Genomic DNA, 20821 nt, shown 5'->3' on the forward strand with positions numbered 1-20821 from the left:
CGAAATCGCCTTCGCAGGCAAGCCTGGCTCCTACAAATGGTTTTAGCCCTTGAAAAGTTCAGGCGGCAATTCACCAATCCCTTTCAAATGAGTTTCCAGAAACTCGCGCAACACCCGCACCTTCGTCGAGTACCTCCGATTCGGCAGATACGCCATATAGATCTGCCTGCCAGTCAGCGAGTTGACGAACCGGTAGTCCGGCAAGACGATCTGCAACTCACCGCTCAACATCAGATCCCGCACCAGCCAGATCTCGAACTCGGCAATTCCCAATCCCCCACACACCGCTTCAAGCAGCAGTTCCGAGTTGTCCGACTGCAGATTGCCCTTGGGGAAAATCGAGTGTTTGACCTCGTCCCGGGTGAAGTACCAGTGGGGGTCGGCATCGGGGTGCAGGTAGATCAGGCAATTGTGTGCGCTGAGGTCTGCCGGACTGGCGGGATGGCCGCAGCGCGCCAGATAGTCGGGGGTCGCGCACAGTAGTGAGTCGTTGCGACTGAGCGGATAGGCGATCAGGTTCTCCAGATGGTTTTCCCCTTCATGGATATCCAGATCGAAGCCGCCTACGATCATGTCGTTGTGGTTGTCGGTCAGGCGCAGGTCCATCTGGATGCCGGGGTACATTTGAAGAAAGGGCGCAATCAAGGGCGCAAGAAAACGTCGACCGAACGCCACCGGCGAGACCAGTTTCAGCGGACCGCTGGGGGCAAGGTTGAGATCGCTGACCACACGCAGGGTGTCGTCCAGATCCGCAATCATCGACAACGCCCGGGCGTGGTAGATCTGGCCTGCTTCGGTGAGGGCGACGATGTGCGTGGTGCGATGCAGCAGGGTGGTGCCGAGCGACTTTTCCAGCGCCGAAATCATGCGGGTCAGGGTCGAAGGGGAGACGTGCATCTCCCGGGCCGCCGCAGAAAAGGTGCCCAGTTCGACCACTTTGACCAGCGCCCTCATGACGCCCAGATGATCGATACGTGCCGTTTCAGAGGTCATGGTTAGCTGAATGCCTTTGCGTCAGGTGCAAAACCGAATTCTGTTTCGCGATATTCCATCGGTATTTGCTGGAATATAGACTCATTTTCGATCGAAGTGCGCACGTCGTTCATCACAACCGATCACGTATTGGCCCCGCAGGACCATTGATCCTTGGGGCAATCTTTGGAGTATCGAGATCACCATGGATTTTCCCGCACACGTTCCATTGGCCATTGCTACCCGAAACGAACACGTGGAGCGTATCCACTGGGGCTCGGTGGCCGTTGTCGACAATCAAGGCTCGCTGCTGGCGTACGCCGGCGATCCCGCCGCCATGATGTTTTCCCGTTCCACGCTCAAACCTTTCCAGGCCATCCCGTTCGTGCGCGATGGCGGCGTGGAACACTTCGGCTTCTCCGACGAACAGGTGGCCGTGATGTGCGCCAGTCACTCGGGGGAAGCGAACCATGTAAATGCCGTGAGCGGCATGCTCTCGAAAATCCAGCGGGCTTCCACCGACCTCGGCTGCGGCTGCCATTTGCCGGACTTCTACACCGTCGATAATCTGCCGCCTCAGGGCTTTCGCTACGACCAACGCCATCACAACTGCTCCGGTAAGCACAGCGGCTTCCTCGCCTATTGCCGTTTGCACGGTTTTCCCAGCGAGACCTATCTGACCCCTGAACATGCCTTGCAGCGCGACATCCAGAATGTCGTCGCGTCGCTGAGCGGCGTTGCGTCAGACAAACTGTGGACCGGCACTGATGGCTGCAACGCGCCGAACCTGGGCATGCCGTTGTCGCGACTGGCCCTGTTGTGGGCACGCCTGGCCAGCGGTGATGGCGGTGGCGATGGCAGCCTCGATCCGATCCTCAAGCGCCTGTTCGAGGCCATGCGCAACCATCCGGAAATGGTCTCCGGCACCGGTCGCGCCGACTTGGGCATCACCCTGTCTTCCAATGGCGACTGGGTGGCGAAAACCGGTGCCGATGGCGTGCAGACCGTGGGCATCCGCAGCCGTGGCCTGGGCGTGGCGGTCAAGGTCAGCGATGGCGATTTCCCCAGCGTGTTCGCCGTGACCATCGCCGTACTCAAGCAGCTGGGCGTGCTGGAGCAGGACAGCGATTGCCCGCTGTTGGCACCCTGGGCCGATCCGGTGCTGCGCAGTTACAACGGTGCGCAGGCAGGCCAACTGAAAGCCACGGTGCAATTGAAGTTCGTCTAATGCGAGGTGCCTGCCGGGCACCCATCAGACTTTAGGGCAGATCGAAACCATGCTATCGACTCACTCACACAACCAGCAGACCCCCGCCATCTCGCTGCGCGCCGTCAACAAGTTCTTCGCCAGCCAGCAGGTGCTGTTTGACGTCGACCTGGAAGTGCAGCCCGGTGAAGTGGTGGTGATCATCGGCCCGTCCGGCTCGGGCAAGTCGACGTTGTGCCGCTGCATCAACCGCCTGGAAACCATCACCAGCGGCGAGATCTTTCTCCATGGCGAACGCCTGCCGGAAGAGGGCGGGGCACTGGCCAGGATGCGCGCCAAGGTCGGGATGGTCTTCCAGAGCTTCAACCTGTTCTCCCATCGCACCGCCTTGCAGAACGTCGCCATGGGGCCGCGCAAGGTCCTCGGCATGCGCGGCGCGGAGGCGGACGCCTGGGCCCTGCAATTGCTCGATCAGGTCGGCCTTGGGCACAAGGGCAAGTCTTATCCGGCCGAGCTTTCGGGCGGCCAGCAACAGCGTGTGGCGCTGGCCCGTTCACTGGCGATGAAGCCCAGCGTGATGCTGTTCGATGAACCGACTTCGGCACTGGATCCGGAAATGGTCAACGAGGTGCTCAAGGTCATGGTCGACCTGGCCCGCACCGGCATGACCATGGTGGTGGTCACCCACGAGATGGGTTTTGCCCGCTCCGCCGCCGACCGGATCATTTTCATGGATGCCGGGCGGATCGTCGAAAGCGCTCCCCCGGAAACCTTCTTCAGCGCGCCTCGCTCGGAGCGCGCCCGCGAGTTTCTGTCCAAGGTCCTTGCACACTGATTCCCCTAACCCAAACACAATAAAAAGAGAACCCAAACATGCGCTCAAATCGAATCGTTTCCCTCGGCGTCTCCCTCCTGGCTTCGTGCATTTTCGCTTCGTTCGCCTCGGCATCCACCGTTGAGCAGTTCCCGGCCGATTCGACCATGGCCAAGATCCAGAAGCGCGGCAAGCTGGTGGTTGGCAGCTCGCTCAATACCCTGATGTTCTCTTCGCGCAATCCCATGACCGGCGACGTCGAAGGGTTCGAGGCGGACCTGGCGCGGATGCTGGCGAAGAAACTCACCGGTTCCGAAGACAACATCGAATGGGTCAGCACCACCCCGGAAAACCGCATTCCGCTGGTGGAGAACAAGCGTGTCGACATGGTCATCGCCACCATGACCGTCACCGATGAACGCAAAAAGGTCATCGGTTTTGCCGGGCCTTATTACCTTGCCGGCCAGGATTCGCTGGTCCGCGCCGACGATCAGTCGATCAAGAAGACCGCCGATCTGGATGGCAAGACCGTCTGCGTGCTGAGCGGCACCACCGTTGAGCGCAACCTCAAGCCGCTGGCGCCGACCGCCAAGATCGTCACCTTCAGCGACGCCTCGGCTTGCGTCGAAGGGCTGATCGACAAGCGTTTCGACGCCTATGTCGACGACGGCGCCACGCTGGTCGGCGAGTCCATGCGCCAGCCGGGGAAAATGCGTGTGGTCGGCGCGCCGTTCACCGAAGAGCCATATGGCATTGCCGTGATCAAGGACGACACCCTGTGGCGCGACTGGCTGAACAAGCAGTTGAGCACCGCGATCGAAGATGGCCAGTGGAAGGAAATGTACGGCAAGGACCTGCAGGAAGGACTGGGCGCACCGCAGGTGCCGGTGATCGAACAATAAGACGCGGCTGAGGCGAACCTGATGTCGTATATCGAACGCTTTCTGGGGGGCATTGCGGTCAGCGTCCAGCTGACCCTGCTGTCCTTCGCCATTGCGATCGTTCTCGGGCTGCTGCTGGCAATCATGAGGGTGAGCCCCTGGCCACCCTTTCGCTGGTTTGCCAGCAGCTACGTGGAACTGATGCGGATGATGCCGCTGCTGGCGCTGTTGCTGCTGTTCACCTTCGGCCTGCCGAAGCTGGGCTTCATGTACTCGCTGTTCACTTCTACTGTGCTGGTATTGGGGCTGTACAGCGCGGCGTGGATTTGCGAGGTGGTGCGGGCGGGCATCAATACGGTGCCGATCGGCCAGGTTGAAGCGGCACGCAGCATCGGCATGCGCTTCGATCAGATTCTGAGTGAAGTGGTGTTGCCGCAGGCCGTGCAGTCGGTGATCGCGCCGCTGGGCAACCTGTTCATCATTCAGATCAAGGCGTCGGCCATCGGCGCCGCGATCGGGGTGGCGGACATCACCTACACCGCGCAGAAGATCAACTTCGACACCGCGCTGGCGGTGCAGACCTTTCTCGGCGCCATGGCGGCCTATTTCCTGCTGACTCTGCCGGCGGGCCTGTTCTTCCGCTTCCTGGAGCAAAAAATGGCGGTGGTGCGATGAGCGCGGACAATCTGCTTTATGAACCGCCGGGACCGATTGCCAGACGTCGAAACCGGATCATCTCGGTGGTCGGTGTGGTCCTGCTGTTCTGCTTCATGTACGCGGTGGGGCATCGCCTTGATGAGAGCGGCCAGTTCGATGCTCATCGCTGGAAAATCTTCCTGCATCCGGGCACCTTGAAGTTCCTGTTCGACGGGCTGGTCGCCACCTTGCTGGCGGCGGTGATCAGCACGGTGCTGGCTTTCAGTCTTGCGGTGCCTCTGGCGTTGGCGCGCTTGTCGGAGCGATTCTGGTTGCGCACGCTGGCGGCGGGTTACATCGGTTGCTTCCGGGCGGTGCCGTTGCTGCTGCTGATTCTGTTCACCGTGATCCTACTGCCTTCGGTCGGACTGCACTGGTCGGCGCTTGGCTACCTGATCTTCGGCATGGTGCTGCACCACAGTGCGATGACGGCGGAAATCGTCCGGGCGGGGATTCTTTCGCTGGGACGCGGGCAGCGCGAAGCGGCGCTGTCGATCGGCATGCGCGAACACCAGGCGATGATCTGGATCGTCCTGCCCCAGGCGCTCAAGCTGATGTTGCCGGCGTTGATCAGTGCGATCCTGGCCATCGTGCAGGACACTTCACTGGGATACATCATTCCGTATGAAGAGCTGTTGCGCCGGTCTCAGCAGATCTCCAGCTTCGCGCCGCAATCGCTGCTGCAATCGGCGTTCATCGTCACGGTGATGTACGGTTTCGTCAGTGCGTTGCTGCTGGCGCTGCGGCGCTGGATCGAACGGCGGCAGGCCTATACTTCCCGGGCCGTCGTGCGCGACGACGGGGAGGTGGCCGAGGTGAAACTGGCGACGGTTCCCGGTCTGCCGGCGGGGCTTGAGCCACTGCCCAGACGGGATCAATGACCTTCACCTGCACAGGAGACGCACCATGGACCGAATCACCGGCGGTTGCCTGTGCGGCGATGTCCGGATCGTGGCAACGGGGCGCCCGTATCGGGTTGGCCTGTGCCACTGCCTGGATTGCCGCAAGGTCCATGGGGCGCTGTTTCATGCCTCGGCGATTTTTCCGCAGGCGGCGGTGAGCATCGAGGGGGAGACGCGGGAGTACGCCGGGCGGTGTTTCTGCCCTCGGTGTGGGTCTTCGGTGTTCAACCGTTCGGGCGATGAAATTGAAGTGAATCTGGGCGCCCTTGATGCTCCCGATCAATTCAAACCGACCTACGAACTGTGGACCGTGCGCCGTGAAGCATGGCTGCCGGCGTTTCCTCTCGCCAAACACTACGAACGCGACCGGGAAGGAACGGGGCGCGGCGAAGACTAGCCCGCGCCAAGCGAGGGATTTCGACTGGCGGCGATTCCGGTGGGAGCGGGTTTGCCCGAGATGAGGCCGTGTAGGGGACGTGGGTGCGGGCTGATCCACCGCAATCGCGGGCAAGCCCGCTCCCACAGGGTTTTCGGTCGTGCGCAATATCCACGGCTGGAAAATAAAATTGTGGGAGCGAGCCTGCTCGCGATGGGCGTGAACGATTACGCGTGCTGTCTGGATGACCGCGTATGGCGCACGTTTTTTCGCGAGCAGGCTCGCTCCCACAATGGATTGCATCGTCACCGCAAGAGTGAGATCAGCGGCTGATTTGTGCCAACGCCTGCGCCAGATCCGCCCGCAGATCCTCGACATCCTCGACCCCCACCGACAGCCGTATCAGCGAATCGCCAATCCCCAATTGCGCCCGGGTGTCCGGGGGGATGGTGGCGTGGGTCATGATGGCCGGGTGTTCGATCAGGCTTTCCACGCCGCCGAGGCTTTCGGCCAGGGCAAAGATCTCCACGCTTTCGAGGAAACGCCGGGAGCCAGCGAGGTCGGTGTTCAGGTCCAGGGAAATCATCCCGCCAAAACCACGCATCTGTTGGCGCGCCAGTTCATGTTGCGGATGCGACGTCAGGCCCGGGTAGTAAACCCGCGCCACCTGTGGCTGTTGCTCCAGCCACTGCGCCAGTTCCAGCGCATTGCTGCAATGGCGCTCCATGCGCAGCGCCAGGGTCTTCACGCCGCGCAGGGTGAGGAAGGCGTCGAAGGGGCCGGCGATTGCGCCCACGGCGTTTTGTAAAAAGCCCAGGCGCTCGGCCAGTTCCGCGTTCTGGCCGACCACGGCGATGCCGCCGATCACGTCGGAGTGGCCGTTCAGGTACTTGGTGGTCGAGTGCAGCACGATGTCGAAACCCAGCTCCAGCGGTCGCTGGATCCACGGGCTGGCGAAGGTGTTGTCGGCCACGCAGATGATCCCGCGGGCGCGGCAGAGGCGAGCGATGGCGGCCAGGTCCGTGAGGCGCAGCAGCGGGTTGCTCGGCGTTTCGACCATCACCATGCGGGTGTCGTCCTGCAACGCCGCCTCGAACGCCGACAGGTCTGTCAGGTCGACGAAGCTGAAGCGATGCCCGGCACTGCGCTGGCGCACCTTGTCGAACAGGCGGAAAGTGCCGCCGTACAGGTCATTGCCGGACACCACGTGGGAGCCGGCTTCCAGCAGTTCCAGTACCGTGGAAATGGTCGCCAGCCCCGAAGCAAAGGCAAAGCCTCGGGTGCCGCCTTCCAGATCCGCCACGCAGCGCTCCAGGGCGAATCGCGTCGGGTTGTGCGAGCGCCCGTAGTCGAAACCCTTGTGTACGCCGGGGCTGTCTTGCAGGTACGTGGAGTTGGCATAGATCGGTGGCATCAGCGCCCCGGTGGTCGGGTCCGGGGATTGGCCGGCGTGGATCACCCGGGTCGCGAAGCCCCGGGGCGCGGCGTTTTTATCCTGACTCATGCAAGGGTTCTCCGTAGATGGTTGAGCATGTCGACCCGGGTAATCAGGCCGTGGAAACCTGAAGCATCGGCGATGATCGCCACCAGTCCGCGGTCGAGCACCGTTTCGAGCTGCGCGCGGCTGGCGTCCGGCGCCAGGGTCTGCAGCTTGTCGGTCATGGCGCTGGTGACTGTCATGCGAAAGTGCGCATCGCCACTCTGCACGTTCAGCAGGATGTCGGATTCATCGATCACCCCCACCAGACGCTTGCCGTCTTCGAGCACCGGCAACTGCGAGACATCCGCCAGGCGCATGCGCTGGAACGCGGTGAGCAGCGTGTCGTCGGGGCCGACGCTGATCACCCGGCCATCCTCGAAGCGCCGCGCAATCAGGTCGCGCAGATCGCCGTAGTGTTTGCTTTGCAGCAGGCCCTGATCGGACATCCATTGATCGTTGTAGACCTTGGACAGATAACGGGTGCCGGTGTCGCAGACGAAGCTGACCACCCGTTTCGGCTCGGTCTGTTCCCGACAATAACGCAGCGCCGCCGCCAGCAGGGTGCCGGTCGACGAACCGCCGAGAATGCCTTCGGTGCGCAAAAGCTGGCGGGCGTGATCGAAGCTCTCTTCGTCGCTGATCGAATAGGCGTGGCGCACGCTGGACAGGTCGGTGATCGACGGAATGAAGTCCTCGCCGATGCCTTCAACCGCCCAGGAACCCGGCTTGCCGAGGGTGCCGCTGCGGCTGTATTCGGCCATCACCGAACCCACCGGGTCAGCCAGGACCATTTCCAGATCCGGTTGCACTCGCTTGAAGAAACGGGTCAGGCCGGTGAGCGTGCCTGCGGAGCCGACGCCGACGACGATCGCGTCGACATCATGCTGGGTCTGCGCCCAGATCTCCGGTGCCGTGCTGCATTCATGGGCCAGCGGGTTGGCGGGGTTGTTGAACTGGTCGGCGAAGAAGGCGTCGGGAATCTCGGCCGCCAGTCGCGCGGCCACGTCCTGGTAGTAATCGGTGTGGCCTTTGCCGACGTCGGAGCGGGTGATGTGCACCTCGGCGCCCATGGCCTTGAGGTGCAGGACTTTTTCCGTGGACATCTTGTCCGGCACCACCAGCACCACGCGATAACCCTTGGCCCGGCCTACCAGCGCCAGGCCCAGGCCGGTGTTGCCGGCGGTCGCTTCGACGATGGTGCCGCCGGGTTTGAGGCGGCCATCGCGCTCGGCGGCATCGATCATCGCCAGACCGATGCGGTCCTTGATCGAACCGCCGGGGTTCTGGGATTCGAGTTTGAGAAACAGCGTACAGGGGCCCGTATCGAAACGGCTGACACGCACCAGCGGCGTGTTGCCAATCAGTTCGAGCACGGCAGGGCGGGAGTCGTTCGGCATGTCATCACCTCACTGCAGGGATCCTTGGTGGATTGCCGTCGATCGCCTGCGAGTCTCGGCGCGGTCGCGGCATTGCCTCGTCTGGACCATAGGCCCGGATCGCCACACTCGCAACCGACTCGATGAAAGTATCCCCGACATTGGGGAAATTACCTGTGATGGGGTGGCTTTTTGGGTGGTGTTAAGGGGCCAGCAAATGGCTTTCAGAGCGTGGCCCTGATCAGGAACCAGTTGATCTGATGCATGACCTCGGTGATGGTCGTCAGCCCGCAGGCCTGCATGCCGGCCATGAGTGTTGCCTGATAGGGGGTGATGGCCAGGCCTGCCAGGGGCTGGATTTCCGGTATGAATCTGCCCGCCAGCCCGATGGCCGTGAGGGTTGCAGCGCTCACCATTGCCGCCGCGGCAGCGGTCAGAACCACGGCCAGTACGACCATGACGGCCGCCAGCGCCGCCAACAAAACTGCCAGTGTCGATTGCCCCGCCATGCAAACCTCCGCAGACCGTTGCGCCGCAGGGAAGTCGGTTGACTGTCCCCGGCGAAACCTGCCAAAGCAAGGCACGGGCCAAGCGCTGCGATGTGTCGACAAATTTGTGTAACGGCTAGCAGAAGCGCTTTTCCAGAGACTCGGCGAAGGGATACCAGGCGAACCACGGTCTGGCTTCGTCGAGCACCTGCTGGACCGACGGTCGCTGAATCAACCGCTCGAAGTAGGCACTCACCCGTGGGTAGTCGTCAGGGATCGGCACCAGGGTGCGGGCGTAGAACAGCGCCGGCACTGCTGAACAGTCGGCCATGCTGAAATCCGGGCTGGCGACCCAGCCGCCACCGTCGAGCTGCTGTTCGAGCATGCGGTAAGCGGTGAACAGGGTCGCGCGCTGCTTGCTCAGGTCGCCCTGGGTGTCTTGAATGCGATCAGCGACGATCTGCTGCATCGGCTGCTGCACATAGAGATCGAAAAACCGATCCCACAACCGCACCTGCAACGCCGTCTCCCAATCGTCGGGAATCAGCTTGTGTCCACCTGCATGGAAGTGGTCGAGGTATTCGATGATCACACTCGATTCCGCCACGGTGCGCTGGCGGGTGTGATCGCGGATCACCGGGAATTTGACCAGCGGCCACAGCGCTTCCAGCTCCGAACGCTCGGTGTCATTGGAAGGGTCGATGAGGCGCTTTTCGCAGTCGACCCGGTGTTCGTAAAGAGCAATCAGCGCCTTGTGGCAGAACGACGAAAGCGGGTGGTAGTACAGCGTCAGGGACATGACGAGTCTCCTCGGTACAGGGTGCCAAGCAGTATTGACCATCGATGAAAACCTGCCGGGCGGATTTTCAAATACGCCCGTGATCCATGCCTCTGCACGACACGCCTTATCCCTCCACGAAAACTACTTTCACCACGTTTGAAAAGCGCCTCCCGAAATGTTTTAAGAGTTTCACGTTTGCCCGCGACCCTGTAGGAGCGAGCACGCTCGCGATGGAGGTCAACGATAACGCTGGCAGCCTGACACCCCGCGGTGCCCGAACGTGCATCGCGAGCGTGCTCGCTCCTACAGGGGATTTAACCGCCTTTAGAAATGTTGAGGCCCATGTCCACACATCGGGCACGGGCCTCTGCGCGCCCGAAACAAGCCACAGCACACCCCAATAACGATAAGAAATCCCCAGGAACCCCGTATGTTGAAACGAGCAATCCCCACCGTCATCCTCCTGGCCAGCGGCTCGGTAGCCGCCCAGGCCGCCGACACTCACGGCTTTCTGGAGGACAGCAAAGCCACGCTGTCGATGCGCACCCTTTACTTCAACAGCGACAACCGCGACGGCACGGCGGAGCCCTCGAAAACCGAGGAAACGGCACAGGGTTTCGTGCTGCGTTATGAATCCGGTTTCACCCAGGGCTCCGTCGGTTTCGGTCTGGATGCCCAGGCGTTGCTCGGTGTGACCCTCGACAGCGGCGCCGGGCGTCACGTCGGCAGCGGCATGATCCCGAGCGACGGCGATGGCGCCGCCGACAGCTGGAGCAGCTTCGGCCCGACCGCAAAGATGCGCCTGGCGAAAACCGAACTGCGCTACGGCACGCTGTTGCCCAAGCTGCCGATCCTCTTGTCCAACGATGCCCGCGTGCTGCCGCAGTCCTTCACCGGCACTCAGATCACCTCCAAGGACATCGACAGCCTGACCCTGACCGGCGGTTTGCTGGAGCAGGCCGTGGGTCGCGCCTCGACCGATCGCACCGGGCTGTCGGTGGCCGGCGCCACCCGTGACAGCAACAAGTTCTACTTCGCCGGGGGCGACTACGAGGTCACCAAAAACCTCAAGGCCCAGTACTACTTCGCGCAGCTGGAAGACTTCTACAACCAGAACTTCCTGGGCCTGGTGCACATGCTGCCGCTGGACGGCGGCAGTTCGATCACCACCGACCTGCGCTACTTCCGCACCACATCCACCGGCGCCAACAGCTCGACGGCGGGCAGGGCGGCAGGGTATCGGGTGTCGGGTTACACCGACGACAACGATGGCGAAATCGACAACAGCACCTGGGCGGCGATGGTCACCTACGCCAACGGCGGTCATGCGGTGGCGCTGGGGTATCAGCAGGTCGGGGATGGCAGCAACTTCGTCCAGCCCAACCAGGGCAGCCTGCCGGACAAGGGGGCCGGTGGTGGCAGCGTCTATCTGCCCACCGATCGCATGATCCAGAGTTTTACCCGCGCCGGCGAGCAAACCCGCTTCGGCCAGTACACCTACGACTTCGCGGCGCTGGGCGTGCCGGGGCTGAAGGCGTCGATCGCTTATCTGAAGGGCACCGGGATCAAGGCGCAGAACGGAGGGGATCAATCGGAGTGGGAGCGGGACATGACCCTGGACTACGTGATTCAGTCGGGCACGTTCAAGAACGTCGGTTTCTCGCTGCGCAACGGGCAGTCCAACACCGAGGCGGGGCGTGATGTCGATCAGAGCCGCTTCATCATCAACTACGCGATTCCGTTGCTGTAATACCGGGTCGGCAGGATCGAAAGCGTGCGTGGCGCTCTCGATCCTGCCTTCACTCACGCTTTCACTTAAGCCTCCAGCGCACGCAGCCGCTGGCGACGGTGTTCATCGCCTGTGGCCTGGCTCGGATGCAGGGTGAAGTCGAACGTGATCTCGGCAAATTGCCCCTCGACGCCTTTCTCTCTGCACGCTGCCGGGTCGGTGTTGAAATGGATATCGGCGATCAGTTCATCCCGGGTGGCGTAGGCGAAATCGTCGTGCAGGTATTCGTCGCCGGCCAGGTTGATCTGCGTGGTCAGGTGGCGATGGCCCGGGGCGCTGAGGAAGAAGTGAATGTGCGCCGGACGCTGGCCGTGCCGGCCGATGCCGTCCAGCAGTTTCTGGGTCGGACCGTCCGGCGGGCAGCCGTAGCCGCTCGGCACGATGCTGCGAAAGCGGTAGACGCCCTGGTCATCGGTGACGATCCGACGGCGCAGGTTGAACGCCGACTGGCTCGGGTCGAAGTACGAGTAATTGCCCAGGGTGTTGGCGTGCCAGACGTCGACTACCGCGCCTGCGAGGGGTTGGCCCTCAAGATCGAAAACCCGACCTTGCATGAACAACACCGTGCCTGAATCCTGGCCGTCGTCCAGCCGTGCTTCGTGCTCGGAAATCGGCGCGCCGGCCACGTACAACGGGCCTTCGATGGTTCGTGGCGTACCGCCTTGAATGCCGTCCTGCTCGTCCTTGGCGTCGAGCAGCAGGTCCAGGTAATGCTCAAGACCCAGTCCGGCCGCCAGCAAACCGGCTTCGCCACGGCTGCCGAGCTCGTTGAGGTAATTCACCGCGGTCCAGAATTCCTCGGGACTGATCTGGTGGACTTCGATGATCTGCACGGTGTGCTGCAGAATGGCGTTTATCACCACCTTCAGGCGTGGATTGCCTTCAGGGTTGTTCAGGCCACTGGCCTCATCGAGAAATTGCCGGGCAGCTTCGGTGTGGGAGAGTTTCACGGTCATGGTGCGGTCTCTTCTTGTGGGTGATAGCAGTGATTGGGGTTGTAGCAAGCGGGATGCCAAGCGCGTGCGGGATCGCAAGTCACTGATTTTCAACGGTTGGGTAGAAGAGGGTGGAGCGAGGGACGTGGCCGGCATTGAGCAAATGATCAGTGCCGGCCAAGGGAGTTATCCAAATGATCAAGCCTTGGGAGGGTTCGAATCCGACGGCGACTTCTTCAACCGATAAGCCAACGCCGGCCGGGTGATACCCAACAACCGCGCCGCCTCCGAGACGTTCTGGTGACTGCGCTCCATCGCCGCCTGAATCAACGCATCCTCCACCGAGTCCAGCGCGATGCCGCTGTCGATGATCGTGTCGATCCAGCCCTGACCGGACGTGCTCGTCGATTTGACCAGCCGCCCGTCACTGGCCACGCCAATGCTTTCGGCCATTTGCGGTGAGTGGGGGAAGAGGGCGTCGACGGTGATGCTCTGGTTGTCGTCGGTGATGATCACCCCGCGCTCCATCAGGTTTTCCAGCTCGCGGATGTTGCCCGGCCAGTCGTAGTGCAGGCACACCTCCAGGGCACGGTCGGACAGGCCCAGGGTCTTTTTCTTGTAGCTGGCGTGGAGCTTTTCCAGGAAGTGTTCGATCAGCAGCGGGATGTCTTCGCGGCGATCGCGCAGGGCCGGAATACGCACCGGGAACACGTTCAGGCGATAGAACAGGTCGGCGCGGAAACGCCCCTGCTTGACCGCGTTTTCCAGGTCTTCGTGGGTGGCGGTGATGACCCGCACATCGACCTTGCGCGTCTGCGAATCGCCGACCCGTTCCAGTTCCTGTTCCTGCAAAACCCGCAGCAATGTGGCCTGCGCCCGTGGGCTCAATTCGACGATTTCATCGAGGAACAGCGTGCCGCCGTTGGCTCGCTCGAAGCGCCCCATGCGTGACTGCTGGGCGCCGGTGTAGGCGCCTTTTTCCACGCCGAACAGTTCGGCTTCGATCAGGTCCGCAGGGATCGCGGCGCAGTTCAGCGCAATGAACGGTCCGCCGGCACGCTCACTGCGCAGATGCAGGCTGCGGGCGATGACTTCCTTGCCGACGCCGGTCTCGCCCAGCAGCAGCACTGAAGCCTTGCCCAGGGCCACCTTGTCGATCAGCGCGCAGGTGCGACGGTAGATCGGCGACTGGCCGATGCCGTAGAACTTGCCGGCTTCGATCTGCAGGCGCTGGCGCATGTTCGCCACCTGCACCTGCAGGGCCTGTAGCTCATCGATGATCGGGTCGCTCTGGAAGTAGCGCATGATCTCTTCGGCATCGTCCCATTGCTCGGCCGGCTTGCCGATGATCCGGCACTGGGCATCGCCGCAACCCCGGCAACTGACCTCCTTGTAGATGATCTGCCGACCGAGGAAAAAAGAGCTGTAGCTGATGGCGTATCCGAGCAGCATCCAGCACACCGGCTGATCGGAATGCAGGTTCTCGGTCTGGCAGTTTTCCACCTCGAAGGAGTCCTGCCATTCGATGTCAGCGTAGAACTGACCGTTCTCCAGATCGATGTCGATCTCCTGCGGGCGCACGTTGACCATGCCCTTGAGCGAGTGCAGTTGCGGGCCGGTGAAGAACATTTCGACGTCGCTGCCTTGGGGCCGCAGCTTGCGCGCCAGCTCCGCATCCTTGAGCCCGGACTGATAGCCCAGGCGCAGGAAAAAGCCCTTGGCGCGCTCGACGCCGAGCATCTCGATCAGCTCGCGGCGGAACGACGCCATCATCGACACCTGGATCAGCAGCATGCGCTGTTCGTCCAGCCAGATCTTTCCTTCGCTGCCGAGAAAGCGCACCTGATCGCTCAGATCCTTGAGCGATGGCGGCTGTTGCGAAGCCTTGTACGTGGTGATCATTCACTGCGCCCCTGTTGTAGTTTTTTGGGGGTGGTGATGCGCTCCGCTCAGGCCATGGCGGATTTTTCTACGCATCGTTGCGACCGTTTTTTTGCAGGCAGGCATGGTCGTTTTTCTTTTTCTAAGCGGCCTGAATCCGAGCGAAAAGTCAATCTCCGCGTCATTGATTCATTTGCTCGAAGGTGCCGAGGGCGATTGATCAAAAGATCAATTCATCAGGGCAGGAGCGAGGTTCTGCAGGGGCTTTCGAACAGCCAATGCTCGCGGCGAAAAAATCATAACTATATGTTATTAAACGAATAAAAAATTAATTCAGAGCCGATTTTTACCACTGGCACCCTTGTTGCTCCGTACCCCTCACAAGAACAAGGGAGTACCCGAGCATGAGCCAACCCGCCAGCCCATTCGATCAGATGCCGCGCTATGTCCGTGTACGCAGCGGACCTGACGACACCTTCGTCGAATTCGATTTCGCCATCGGCTTTCCTGACCTGTTCGTCGAGCTGGTTCTGCCGCGCAAGGCGTTCGACCAGTTCTGCGAAGTCAATCAGGTGCAGCACATGGACCCGCAGATGTGCGAGGCCCTGGATGCCGATGCGCGCAAGTGGCGCTACGGCGAAGGCCGCGACGCCGACTGAGCTCTACCTAAGCCAACAGCCGCCCCAACAGAACAATAACCACAGGAGTCCACTCCATGAGTGTCGAGATCAAGACGGCCACCGTCGAGACGATCCGCAACACCTTCAGCCACACCCGTCGCCGGTTTGGCGACAAGGTCGCCAGCCGTTATCAGGAAGCCAGTTTCGACCTGGAGTCGGCGACCAATTTTCACTACCGGCCGCTGTGGCAGCCCGACAAATTGCTCAACGACGCGACCCGCACCGCGGTGGTCATGGCCGACTGGTACACGGTCAGCGACCCGCGCCAGTACTACTACGGCGCCTACGTCCAGGCCCGGGCCAAGATGCAGGAAAACGCCGAGCACGATTACGCCTTCTGCGAGAAACGCGAGATGCTCGCCGGCCTTTCCGCCGGCAATATCCAGCTGATCAGCAAGCTGCTGTTGCCCCTGCGCCACGCCGAAATGGGCGCCAACATGAACAACAGCAACATCGCCGCCGACGGCTTCGGCACCAGCGTCACGCAGATGCACATGTTCCATGCCATGGACCGTCTGGGCATCGCCCAGTACCTGTCGCGCATCGGCCTGATGCTCGATGACGGCGACGTGTTGCTGCTGGCCCAGGCCAAACAGCAGTGGATCAACGATCCGGCGTGGCAGGGCATGCGCCGCTACGTCGAGGACACCCTGGTGGTGCGCGACTGGTTCGAATTGACCGTGGCGCAGAACCTGGTCAGCGACGGCCTGGTGTACCCGCTGCTGTTCCACAAACTCGACGAACGACTGACCGCCAACGGCGCCGGCCAGGTCGGCATGCTCACCGAATTCATGCGCCTATGGTTCGCCGAGAGCCAGCGCTGGGTCGATGCTCTGCTCAAGACCGTGGTCAACGAAAGCGCGGCCAACAAGTCTCTGGTTCAGGGCTGGATCGATCACTGGAGCGCCCGCAGCGTTGAAGCACTGCAACCGCTGGCCGGCCTGGGTCTCGAGGCTTCGGCGCTCGACGCCGTGTGCAGCGAATTCAGCGCTCGCCTGAAAAAAATCGGACTGACAGGAGCCCAGGCATGACTTCCCTCGTTTACATCAACCTGCAGGACACCGACTACGCCCGTTCGATCGTCGACGCGATCGTGCAGGACAACCCCCACGCCAGCATCCAGCACCAGCCGTCGATGATCCGCATCGAAGCGCAGAACCGCCTGGACATCCGGCGCGAGACGGTCGAGCAGCTCACCGGCAGCACCTGGGACATCCAGGAAATGCTGATGTACGTGATCACCCTGGGCGGCAACGTCGTGGAAGAGGACGACAGCTTTTCCCTGTACTGGAACAGCTGACCGGCAGCCCACCCGCCAGCTTCGATCCATAACAAAAATTCGGGAGCGCCATCATGGCCGTGAAAAAACGCCTCAATGCCAAAGAAAAATACCGCTGCATGACCCGTGACCTGGACTGGGAGCCGAGCTACCAGACCCACGAGGCCATCTACCCTCACGAACGCTTCGAGGGCATCAAGATCACCGACTGGGACAAGTGGGAAGATCCGTTCCGCCTGACCATGGACACCTACTGGAAATACCAGGCCGAGAAAGAGAAAAAGCTCTACGCGATCTTCGATGCGTTCTCCCAGAACAACGGCCACACCACGCTCTCGGACGCCCGTTATGTCAACGCGCTGAAGCTGTTCCTGTCCGGCGTGACGCCGCTCGAATACCAGGCCTATCAGGGTTTCGCCCGGGTCGGCCGGCAGTTCAGCGGCGCCGGTGCGCGGGTCGCCTGCCAGATGCAGGCCATCGACGAACTGCGCCACGTGCAGACTCAGATCCACGCCATGAGCCACTACAACAAGCACTTCAACGGCCTGCATGATTTCGCTCACATGCACGACCGTGTGTGGTTCCTCTCGGTGCCCAAGTCGTTCTTCGAGGATGCGCGTACTGCCGGCCCGTTCGAGTTCCTCACGGCGATCTCGTTCTCCTTCGAGTACGTGCTGACCAACCTGCTGTTCGTGCCGTTCATGTCGGGCGCCGCGTTCAACGGCGACATGGCCACGGTGACCTTCGGTTTCTCGGCGCAGTCCGACGAAGCCCGGCACATGACCCTGGGCCTTGAAGTGATCAAGTTCCTGCTCGAACAGCACGAAGACAACGTGCCGATCATCCAGCGCTGGATCGATAAGTGGTTCTGGCGCGGCTACCGCCTGCTGACGCTGGTGGGGATGATGATGGACTACATGCTGCCCAACAAAGTCATGTCCTGGTCCGAAGCCTGGGGCGTGTACTTCGAAGAGGCCGGCGGCGCGCTGTTCAAGGATCTGGAGCGCTACGGCATCCGTCCGCCCAAGCACGTCGAAGAAGCCAACATCGGCAAGGATCACATCAGCCATCAGGCCTGGTCGATCTTCTACCAGTACAGCCAGGCCACCAACTTCCACACCTGGATTCCCACCGACGAGGAGCTGGACTGGCTGTCGTCCAAATACCCGGACACCTTCGACAAGATCTACCGCCCACGCTACGAGCACTGGCGCGAACTGCAGGAGAAGGGCGAGCGCTTCTACAACCCGACCCTGCCGATGCTCTGCCAGATCTGCCAGATCCCGCTGTCGTTCGGCGAGCCGGATGATCCGACCACCCTCAGCCATCGCAGCGCGACGCACGAGGGCGAGCGCTATCACTTCTGCTCCCAGGGCTGCTGCGACATCTTCGAGTACGAGCCGACCAAGTACATCCAGGCCTGGCTGCCGGTGCACCAGATCCTGCAGGGCAACTGCGGTGGCGGCGACGTCGAGTCGGTGGTGCGCGACTACTACAACATCACCCCCGGCCAGGACAACTTCGAATACCTGGGCTCCACCGAGCACTCGCGCTGGCAGGACTGGCACCCCAACGTCCGCAACCCGGACCTGAAAAAAACCGGCTAATCCAGACACCCAAGATCCCCTTTGTGGGAGCGAGCCTGCTCGCGATAAGGCCCCCTGACACACCGCCATCGCCCGCAGCTCGCTCCACCGTGCAACCAACAAGAATAAGGACACAACCATGCCCGTGACCGCCATCGGCGCCTACAACGCCCAACCCCTGGACCACCAGGCAAACTTCCACGGCCTGCAACTGGTGTACCTGTGCTGGGAAAAACACCTGATGTTCTGCGCCCCCTTCACCTTCCCGCTACCGCCGGACATGCCCTTCGGTGCCTTCATCGAGCAGGTGGTCAAACCCTCGATCGCCAGCCACCCGGACGCGGCGCGGGTCGATTTCAGCCAGGCGCAGTGGCGCCTCAACGATCAACCCTTCAGCCCCGACAACAATTCCAGCCTGATCGCCAACGGCATCGATCACAAAAGCCTGCTGCACCTGAACACACCTGGCTTGAACGGCATTGCCGGCAGCTTCAACTGAGGACAGGGTCATGAGCTACCAAGTAACCATCGAACCCACTGGCGAGCAGATCGAAGTGGAAGAAGGGCAGACCATTCTCCAGGCCGCGTTGCGCCAGGGTGTGTGGCTGCCGTTTGCCTGCGGCCATGGCACTTGCGCCACTTGCAAGGTCCAGGTGCTGGAAGGGGAAGCGGATCTGGGCGCGGCGTCGTCCTTTGCGCTGATGGACATGGAGCGTGATGAAGGCAAGGTGTTGGCGTGCTGCGCGATCCCCCAGAGCGACATGGTGATCGAGGCTGACATCGATGCCGATCCGGATTTCCTCGGTCATCCGGTGGAGGACTACCGCGCGACGGTCAGTGCGCTGGTGGACCTGTCGCCGACCATCAAAGGTGTGCACCTCAAACTCGATCGGCCGATGGCTTTCCAGGCGGGGCAGTACATCAACCTGCAATTGCCCGGCATCGAGGGTACGCGAGCCTTCTCCTTGGCCAATCCGCCGAGCCGTGCCGACGAGGTCGAACTGCACGTGCGCAAGGTCGACGGTGGGCTGGCAACCGGCATGATCCATGATCAATTGAAGGTCGGCGATGCAGTGGACCTCTCCGGTCCCTATGGACAGTTCTTCGTGCGGGGCTCGCAGAGCGGCGACCTGATTTTCATCGCCGGTGGCTCAGGCTTGTCCAGTCCGCAGTCGATGATTCTGGATTTGCTGGAGGCGGGCGACAGCCGGCAGATCGTGCTGTTCCAGGGCGCGCGCAACCGTGCCGAGCTGTACAACAGTGAGCTGTTCGAGGCACTGGCCCGGGATCATGCCAACTTCACCTATGTACCGGCGCTCAGCCAGGCGGTGGAGGACAGCGAATGGACCGGCTTCAAGGGCTATGTGCATGACGCCGCCAAGCAGCATTTCGACGGCCGTTTCAGCAGTCGCAAGGCTTACCTGTGCGGGCCGCCGGTGATGATCGACTCGGCAATTACCTGCCTGATGCAGGGCCGTTTGTTCGAACGCGACATCTTCATGGAGCGCTTCTACAGCGCCGCCGATGGAGGGGAATCGATGCAGCGTTCTGCGTTGTTCAAACGCATTTGATTAACCCCGTAAACCTGCCTTCTCGAATGTGACGAGAGGGCAGGGCGTGCCCGACCGATAACAACAATAAAGGTTGAACTGCATGACTTTTACAACGCAAAAACTGATCGTGACCGCAGCATTGACCGCCTTGCCGCTGGTGGCCCACGCCACCGAAGGCGGCGGGACTTCCTACCCGTTGGGGGCGGAAAACTACATGTCCGGCGCGATGCCGCCGCCGGGGTTCTATGGGCAACTGTTCGTCAATCACTACGAAGCCGACAACCTGCGCGGCAACGATGGCGAGAAACTTCCGGTGGATTTTCGCGTGCGGGCGAATGCCATCACTCCAAGGCTGATCTGGGTCAGCGACTACACGCTGTTCGGCGCGAGCGTGGCGCTACATGCGATCGTGCCGCTGGTGGATCTGAAGGTTGAGCTCAATGGTCAGTCGCAAAGCAAACAGGGCATGGGCGACATCATCTTCGGGTCGGCGCTGGGTTTTCATCACAGCGAAAAATTCCACAGCATTCTCTCCCTGGACATGATCGCCCCGACCGGCAGTTATGACCGTGGCGACCTGGCCAACATCGGTCGCAATTACTGGGTGATCGAACCGGTCTACGCCATGACCTACGTCGACCCGAACGGGCTGAACCTCGACGCCAAGGTCATGTACGACTTCAACCTTGAAAATCCCGCGACCGATTACCGTTCGGGCCAGGAGTTTCACGTCGACTATGCGGTTGGCTGGGGCTTGGGCAATGGTTGGGTGCTGGGTGTCGGCGGCTACTACTACCGCCAGACCACCGACGACCGCCAGAACGGCGAGACGATCAAGGACAACAAGGGGCGATCCCTGGCGATCGGTCCGTCGATCAAATACACCAGCAAATCGGGGTGGTTCGTCACCGGCAAATGGGAACAGGAAACCCAAGTGCGCAACCGGGCGCAGGGGAATGCCTACTGGATGAAACTGACCGTGCCGTTTTGACCGAACCCGGCAGTTCCGGCCACCACCAATCCTGTGGGAGCGGGCTTGCCCGCGATGGCGTCAGATCAGTCGCCATCTCTGTTGAATGTGCTGGCCTCATCGCGGGCAAGCCCGCTCCCACAGTTTTCACGGCGATCACAATAGTTGCGTAAGG

21 protein-coding genes are annotated in these 20821 nt (G+C 61.6%); 14 read left to right on the top strand and 7 right to left on the bottom strand.

Translation table 11 applies throughout. The annotated features are described in order from the left end of the window. Positions 1 to 42: 42 nt before the first annotated feature. Entirely contained in the window at positions 43 to 993 is a 951-nt protein-coding gene (locus ACW9JE_RS17900) for a LysR family transcriptional regulator (protein ID WP_457433481.1), read from the bottom strand. A gap of 184 nt (positions 994 to 1177) precedes the next feature. Here ACW9JE_RS17900 and ACW9JE_RS17905 point away from each other — a divergent pair, with 184 nt between their 5' ends. From ACW9JE_RS17905 to ACW9JE_RS17930, 6 genes are read left to right on the top strand one after another with little or no spacing between them, the layout of a single operon-like run. Continuing rightward, positions 1178 to 2200 carry an asparaginase gene (locus ACW9JE_RS17905; protein WP_457433482.1) on the top strand — a complete coding sequence of 341 codons (1023 nt, stop codon included), beginning with the start codon at positions 1178 to 1180 and terminating at the stop codon, positions 2198 to 2200. A gap of 49 nt (positions 2201 to 2249) precedes the next feature. Then, the gene (locus ACW9JE_RS17910) at positions 2250 to 3014 is read left to right on the top strand and encodes an amino acid ABC transporter ATP-binding protein (RefSeq protein ID WP_457433483.1); all 765 of its coding nucleotides are present in this window, start codon (positions 2250 to 2252) and stop codon (positions 3012 to 3014) included. 38 nt (positions 3015 to 3052) lie between these two features. Next, positions 3053 to 3895, top strand: a complete 843-nt coding sequence (locus ACW9JE_RS17915; RefSeq protein WP_457433484.1) for a glutamate ABC transporter substrate-binding protein — start codon at positions 3053 to 3055, stop codon at positions 3893 to 3895. 21 nt (positions 3896 to 3916) lie between these two features. After that, entirely contained in the window at positions 3917 to 4549 is a 633-nt protein-coding gene (locus tag ACW9JE_RS17920; RefSeq protein WP_457433485.1) for an amino acid ABC transporter permease, read from the top strand. Next, on the top strand, positions 4546 to 5451 hold the full coding sequence (locus ACW9JE_RS17925) for an amino acid ABC transporter permease (protein ID WP_457433486.1): 906 nt from the start codon (positions 4546 to 4548) through the stop codon (positions 5449 to 5451). Before ACW9JE_RS17920 ends, ACW9JE_RS17925 begins: the two co-directional genes overlap by 4 nt. A gap of 25 nt (positions 5452 to 5476) precedes the next feature. Beyond that, complete coding sequence (locus ACW9JE_RS17930) at positions 5477 to 5869, top strand: GFA family protein (protein ID WP_457433487.1); 393 nt, start codon at positions 5477 to 5479, stop codon at positions 5867 to 5869. A 301-nt stretch (positions 5870 to 6170) separates the two neighbouring features. On the opposite strand, the gene ACW9JE_RS17935 is transcribed toward ACW9JE_RS17930, so the two are convergent. From ACW9JE_RS17935 to ACW9JE_RS17950, 4 genes are all read right to left on the bottom strand, one after another. Beyond that, positions 6171 to 7352 (bottom strand): trans-sulfuration enzyme family protein, encoded by a 1182-nt coding sequence (locus ACW9JE_RS17935; RefSeq protein ID WP_457433488.1) that lies wholly within the window; start codon positions 7350 to 7352, stop codon positions 6171 to 6173. After that, positions 7349 to 8725: a pyridoxal-phosphate dependent enzyme gene (locus ACW9JE_RS17940; protein ID WP_457433489.1), complete on the bottom strand. Its 1377-nt coding sequence runs from the start codon at positions 8723 to 8725 to the stop codon at positions 7349 to 7351. The genes ACW9JE_RS17935 and ACW9JE_RS17940 overlap by 4 nt, the downstream gene beginning before the upstream one ends. Positions 8726 to 8928: 203 nt before the next feature. Further along, complete coding sequence (locus ACW9JE_RS17945) at positions 8929 to 9213, bottom strand: hypothetical protein (protein WP_224537426.1); 285 nt, start codon at positions 9211 to 9213, stop codon at positions 8929 to 8931. Positions 9214 to 9328: 115 nt separating this feature from the next. Then, positions 9329 to 9991 carry a glutathione S-transferase family protein gene (locus tag ACW9JE_RS17950; RefSeq protein ID WP_457433490.1) on the bottom strand — a complete coding sequence of 221 codons (663 nt, stop codon included), beginning with the start codon at positions 9989 to 9991 and terminating at the stop codon, positions 9329 to 9331. 412 nt (positions 9992 to 10403) lie between these two features. Between ACW9JE_RS17950 and ACW9JE_RS17955 the strand changes: the two genes are divergently transcribed. Next, the gene (locus ACW9JE_RS17955; protein ID WP_457433491.1) at positions 10404 to 11723 is read left to right on the top strand and encodes an OprD family porin; all 1320 of its coding nucleotides are present in this window, start codon (positions 10404 to 10406) and stop codon (positions 11721 to 11723) included. 65 nt (positions 11724 to 11788) lie between these two features. Here the strand turns inward: ACW9JE_RS17955 and catA are convergent, their stop codons facing one another. Continuing rightward, positions 11789 to 12718, bottom strand: coding sequence for a catechol 1,2-dioxygenase (catA, locus tag ACW9JE_RS17960; protein ID WP_224537420.1), 930 nt, complete (start codon positions 12716 to 12718; stop codon positions 11789 to 11791). Positions 12719 to 12895: 177 nt separating this feature from the next. Further along, entirely contained in the window at positions 12896 to 14599 is a 1704-nt protein-coding gene (locus ACW9JE_RS17965; RefSeq protein ID WP_457433492.1) for a sigma 54-interacting transcriptional regulator, read from the bottom strand. A gap of 383 nt (positions 14600 to 14982) precedes the next feature. Between ACW9JE_RS17965 and ACW9JE_RS17970 the strand changes: the two genes are divergently transcribed. From ACW9JE_RS17970 to ACW9JE_RS18000, 7 genes are all read left to right on the top strand, one after another. Further along, the gene (locus tag ACW9JE_RS17970) at positions 14983 to 15237 is read left to right on the top strand and encodes a phenol hydroxylase subunit (RefSeq protein ID WP_457433493.1); all 255 of its coding nucleotides are present in this window, start codon (positions 14983 to 14985) and stop codon (positions 15235 to 15237) included. A gap of 56 nt (positions 15238 to 15293) precedes the next feature. Continuing rightward, a complete protein-coding gene (locus ACW9JE_RS17975) occupies positions 15294 to 16289 on the top strand; it encodes an aromatic/alkene monooxygenase hydroxylase subunit beta (RefSeq protein WP_457433494.1) in 996 nt (331 codons plus the stop codon). Further along, a complete protein-coding gene (locus ACW9JE_RS17980) occupies positions 16286 to 16558 on the top strand; it encodes an MmoB/DmpM family protein (RefSeq protein ID WP_224537413.1) in 273 nt (90 codons plus the stop codon). The genes ACW9JE_RS17975 and ACW9JE_RS17980 overlap by 4 nt, the downstream gene beginning before the upstream one ends. A 53-nt stretch (positions 16559 to 16611) precedes the next feature. Next, positions 16612 to 18144: an aromatic/alkene/methane monooxygenase hydroxylase/oxygenase subunit alpha gene (locus tag ACW9JE_RS17985; protein WP_457433495.1), complete on the top strand. Its 1533-nt coding sequence runs from the start codon at positions 16612 to 16614 to the stop codon at positions 18142 to 18144. A 118-nt stretch (positions 18145 to 18262) separates the two neighbouring features. Then, positions 18263 to 18622 carry a phenol hydroxylase subunit P4 gene (locus ACW9JE_RS17990; protein ID WP_457433496.1) on the top strand — a complete coding sequence of 120 codons (360 nt, stop codon included), beginning with the start codon at positions 18263 to 18265 and terminating at the stop codon, positions 18620 to 18622. Positions 18623 to 18632: 10 nt separating this feature from the next. Then, positions 18633 to 19694 carry an NADH:ubiquinone reductase (Na(+)-transporting) subunit F gene (locus ACW9JE_RS17995; protein WP_224537409.1) on the top strand — a complete coding sequence of 354 codons (1062 nt, stop codon included), beginning with the start codon at positions 18633 to 18635 and terminating at the stop codon, positions 19692 to 19694. An 82-nt stretch (positions 19695 to 19776) separates the two neighbouring features. Further along, a complete protein-coding gene (locus ACW9JE_RS18000; RefSeq protein ID WP_457433497.1) occupies positions 19777 to 20667 on the top strand; it encodes a SphA family protein in 891 nt (296 codons plus the stop codon). The last annotated feature ends 154 nt before the right edge of the window (positions 20668 to 20821 follow it).

The sequence above is a fragment of the Pseudomonas sp. SDO55104_S430 genome (genome assembly GCF_054070595.1).